The organism is Microbacterium sp. Be9 (genome assembly GCF_011754135.1).
GTDB classification, from domain to species: Bacteria; Actinomycetota; Actinomycetes; order Actinomycetales; family Microbacteriaceae; genus Microbacterium; species Microbacterium maritypicum_A.
Genome location: NZ_WNWT01000011.1, coordinates 1 through 5,086, shown reverse-complemented (window position 1 = coordinate 5,086; position 5,086 = coordinate 1). Strand labels below are relative to the sequence as shown.

At 67.6% G+C, this 5,086-nt stretch carries 2 protein-coding genes; both read left to right on the top strand.

Annotated elements, in window-relative coordinates:
- The coding region (locus tag GLO27_RS19570) for an FG-GAP-like repeat-containing protein (protein WP_167256649.1) at window positions 1–1,895 on the top strand (1,895 nt) is incomplete at its 5' end.
- 39 nt (window positions 1,896–1,934) lie between these two features.
- Window positions 1,935–4,943, top strand: coding sequence for an AbfB domain-containing protein (locus GLO27_RS19565; protein ID WP_208324003.1), 3,009 nt, complete (start codon window positions 1,935–1,937; stop codon window positions 4,941–4,943).
- Window positions 4,944–5,086: the final 143 nt, after the last annotated feature.

The following is a 5,086-nucleotide window of genomic DNA, read 5'->3' as shown; positions in this document are numbered from 1 at the left end:
CGAAGATCCGCACGGGTCTGGGCTCGTGCACGGGCACGTTGGTGGACCGGTCGTGGGTGCTGACCGCGGCGAGTTGTTTCGCGGCCGACCCGGCAACGCTTGTCGCGGGTGCTCCGGCGGCTCCGGCGAGGGTGTTGTTCGGTCCGGATGTCGCGAACGACAAGACGATGAGCGGTGCTGGGGATCTGGGTGTGAAGATCACCCACGTCGAGCCGGCCGGCAACGGTCAGGACGCGGTGCTGGCGAAGCTAGAGACGGCGGTGGATGACATCACTCCGATGCCGGTCGCCACGACCGCTCCGGTCGCGGGCCAAGACGTGGCGTTCACGGGCTTCGGCCGCACGAACAACGTGTGGGTCCCTCTCGCGTCTCGCACGAACACCTACCCGGTCACGGCGGTCAACGCCGCGACCGTGACTGGTTCGGCATCCGGTGCTTCCCTCTGCCTCGGCGACGGCGGCGCCCCCGGCGTCCGCAACGTCGATGGAACCGACACGCTCGTCGCTGTCGCCTCCCAGTCGACGCAGACCGGTTGCTACGGCTCCGGCCTCCCCGCAGGCACCGCTTCGACCATCGCGACACGCGGCGACATCATCGCCGGATGGGTGGCCGCCACGGTCCAGAAGGGGCTCGACACGACCCCGGTCGCCGCTGCGGATCAGACCCTTGCGCAGCAGATCGTGGCCACCGGCCGCGTGAGCGGAACCGAGGCGCTCGCCCAGATCCAGGCGTACGCCAACGGCTTCAAGCGCGGCCACCTGATCGGCGGACAGGTTCGTGACTGCACGATCGACCCCGTCATCCTCTCCGCACTGAAGAAGGTCGTCGTGGATCAGAACTTCACGATCACGATCTCGTCCCTCAACGAGTACTGCACCACGGCGACTCCGTCGGCCACGAGCTACCACGCGAAGAACAGTGGCGGTCACGCCGTCGACATCAGCGTCGTGAACGGCGTCGCCGCGACCGGCAACACGGCGCAGGACCAGGCTCTGACGACCGCCATGTTCACCGCGCTGCCGGCACCGGCGGGCATCGGTCAGGTCACGTGCCGCCCGGCGCTCACGGTTCCGAACGGCTGGGCGCAGACCGAAGAGGACTGCACGCACAACCACTTCGAGTACCACGGCGTGCCGCTCACACCGGCCAAGCCCTCGTTCGATCTGAACAGCGATGGCAAGGCCGACGTGATCGGCATCACCTCTTCTAATGCGCTCTACATCTACCACGGCAACGGCAGCGGTGGATGGACGACCCAGACTTCCGTCAGCGCAGGGTGGGCTTCGGCCAAGACCCTCATCCACGGCGACTACAACGGGGACGGCAAGGGCGACATGATGGTCGTCAACACCGACGGCACGCTCTGGTACTACCAGGGTGATGGTGCGCTGGGCTTCCCGACGAAGGCGCTGGCTGCCCGCGGATGGGATGCGAAGGGCCTGATCACGGGTGGCATCGACTTCAATGGAGACAAGAAGGCCGACCTCGTCGCCCGTGAGTCCGACGGCCACCTCTACGCCTACCCCGGCAACGGGAACGGAACCTTCGGCGCCAAGATGAAGATCGGCCATGACTGGGGTGGGATCTCTCGGGTCCTCGCCGGCGACTGGACCGGTGACGGCAAGGGCGACATCCTCGCCACGACGACGACCGGGGACCTTCGCATCTACCCTGGCAACAACGTGACGCTCACCGGTGGTCCGCAGGTCGGCAATGGCTGGAACAACATCACGGCCATCACCGGCGGCGTCGACTACGGCGCGGATGGCAAGGCCGACCTCTTCGGCCGGGTTGGTGACGGCGGTCTGTATCTGTATCCCGGGCTCGGCATCTCCGGGTTCGGCGCCTCGACCCGTGTCGGCAACGGGTGGACCTCGCTCCGGCTGTTCAGCTGAGCCCCGTCTCGCGCACTCACATTCCTTGAAAGGCATTGCATGTTTTCGTTGAATTCTCCCCGTCGGGGCCGCATCACGGCTGTGGGGGTGGCGGCGGCGTTGGTGTCGGCGTTGCTCGTGTCGGTCCCCGTGAGTTCTGCGGTGGCGGACGACGCTGCCGGGTATCTCGTGGAGTCCGGGGCGTATCCGGATGGGGCGTCGGTGGGTGCGGCCGCGGGCATCGTTCTGAAGGACGGCAACGGTGGTCTGCGTGTCGTCACGTGCGCGGCGGGGACCGGGCAAGTCGAGGTGGAGTATCAGAAGGCCGGCAAGAAGGCGAAGGTGTGCTTCGAGGCCGTGTTCCGTCCGGCGGTGCTGAATCTGGAGATCGCGGCATCGTTCGGGGTCAAGGCCGGCGCGCAGCCGATGGATGTCACGTACTCGGTCGCGGGTGGCCCGGAGACGGAGATCCCGGTGCCGGCCAACGGACGTCGCACGGTCGACCAGAATCAGACGGGGCAGTCGACGGTCGTGGTGATCGAGGTGAACGCGGTGTCTACCGACGTCCCTGCGACCACCACCACCCACCCGCGGACGGCGATCACGAAGATCCGCACGGGCCTGGGATCCTGCACGGGCACGTTGGTGGACCGGTCGTGGGTGCTGACCGCGGCGAGCTGTTTCGCGGCCGACCCGGCAACGCTTGTCGCGGGTGTTCCGGCGGCCCCGGCGCGTGCGCTGTTCGGCCCCGATGTTGCGAATGACAAGACGATGAGCGGCACCGGAGATCTGGGTGTGAAGATCACTCACCTGGAGCCGGCGGGCAACGGCCAGGACGTGGTGCTGGCGAAGCTGGAGGCACCTGTCGATGACATCACCCCGATGCCGGTCGCGACGACCGCTCCGGTCGCAGCCCAAGACATCGCCTTCACCGGCTTCGGCCGCACGAACAACGTCTGGGTCCCGCTCACCTCTCGGACGAACACCTACCCGGTCACGTCCGTCAACACGGCCACGGTGACCACCGCAGCCTCCGGTGCTTCACTTTGCCTCGGTGACGGCGGTGCTTCCGGTGTCCGCGACATCAACGGCACGAAGACACTCGTCGCTGTCGCGTCGCAGGCATCACAGGCTGGCTGCTACGGCTCCGGCATCCCCGCAGGCACCGCATCGGTCATGGCGACCCGCGGCGATGTCATCGCGCCCTGGGTCACCGCGACGATCGAGAACGGCCGGAAGCTCGCCGGAATCAGCGCCGGTCAGGTGCTGGAGATCGAGAGCATCGCTCAGGCCGGTGCCTGCGTGACGACCAAGGACCGGAACACCGGTGTGGGCAACGTCGTCGTCGGCGTGGGCTGCACCGAGGTCTGGCAGCAGCGCCGTTGGGAGCTGGTGGAGGTCACCCCGACCGTCTTCGCCCTTCGCAACTATGTGAACCGCGACAAGTGCATCGCGGCCGATGCAGCGGGTACCGGCGTCGTGCAGGCCGCGTGCGCCACGACCGACAAGAAGCAGCAGTGGACCTTCCGGGAGCAGCGCGCCGGCGCCGTGAGCATCGTCAACGCCGCGTCGGGAAATGTCCTCTCCGCACCGTCGGCGACGACGCTCTCGCTGCGGGCGGACACCGGGGCGAACGCCGATCGGTGGAAGTACCGCAACGTCACCAAGATGCGCTACGACGTCGCGACCATCGGAAGCTACGTCTCGCTGCGGACCGCTGTCGGCGGGAAGTCCCTGGTCGCTGGCGCTGCTTCGGCGCAGGCGACGGTGAACGATGTCGTCGCGACCTCCCCACTGGCCACCCGCGCGGCATCGACTTTCCGGGTCGTCGCGGGGCTGGCAGATGCCCAGTGCTACAGCTTCGAGTCGATCACGGTCCCTGGTCAGTACATCTACATGAACATGGGCGGCCTCGTCACCTTGACGCCGCCTGCGGTTCCGTACCGCGCGACGTGGTGCGCGGAGGATGCCGCGTTCGGTCAGGGCATCACATTCTCGACGGCGACGGACTCGTGGCGCGTGATGCGCAGCCACTCGAACGGCCTCGTCTACGGCGGAGCGTCCTGGTACGCCGGGATCCCGATCGCCGACGACTCGCAGAACTTCGTCCCCGACACCGCATGGACGATCGGCGAGGCCTGGGCTCCGCCGACGCTAGCCGCTGCGCAGGTGCTGGAGCTCGAGAGCGTCGCACAGGGCGGCAAGTGCTTGACGGCGAAGGAGCGCAGCGCTGTCGCTGGTGCCGTCATCGGTGCCGTCGGCTGCTCCGAGGTCTGGCAGGTGCGTCAGTGGGAGCTGATCGAGTCGGGTGCTGGAGCCTTCGCGCTGCGCAACACCGTCACGCGATCATTGTGTCTCGGCAGCGCTGACGCGGCCGGCAGCGCTGTCGTGCAGGCTTCGTGCGATCTGACCGATGCCAAGCAGCGGTGGTCGTTCACCACGCTTCCCTCCGGGGCGGTCTCGATCGTGAACGCCGGGTCCGGCAAGGCACTCGCCGCGCCGACAGCGAGCACGGTGGCGCTCGCTGCGCCCGTGGCCGCGTCGCCGCAGCAGCAGTGGCGCTATCGCAATGCGACCAAGATGCAGTACGACATCGCCCCGGTGGGCAGCCTCATCTCGCTCCGCACCGCCGAGACCGGGAAGTCCCTCTCCGCGACCGTGGGCGGCGCGCAGGCCACGATCCCGATGGTCACCGAGGCATCGACGTCGAATGCACGGAAGGACGCGACGTTCCGGGTGGTCCAAGGCCTCGCGAACCCGCAGTGCTACAGCTTCGAGTCGCTCTCGGCGCCGGGGCAGTACCTGTACATGAACATCGGGGGCAATGTCATCCTGAGTGCTCCCACCGTTCCGTACCGGGCGACGTGGTGCGCCGAGGACGCCGCGTTCGGGAAGGGACTCACCTTCAGCATCTCGGGCGACTCCTGGCGCGTGATGCGCAGCTACAAGAACGGCCTCGTCTACGGCGGAGCCTCGTGGTGGGCGGGCATTCCGAACGCGGATGACACGCAGAACTACATCCCCGATGTCGCATGGACGATCGGCGCGCCCTGGGTGACAGTGCCTTAACGGGAACACCTCGTCCAGCCCCCGCCGAGCCACCGACCTCATCACCTCTAGAAAGGCCCTCAATGCTCCCCTCGAAGTCTCGCCGCCGTGCGCGCATCGGCGCGGTCGGTATCGCGTCCGCGTTGGTGTCGGCGTTGCTCGTG

What these genes read in the sequence shown, in the direction of transcription:
- GLO27_RS19565 (WP_208324003.1), top strand. Translation starts at nt 1,935, where the DNA reads ATGTTTTCGTTGAATTCTCCCCGTCGGGGCCGCATCACGGCTGTGGGG.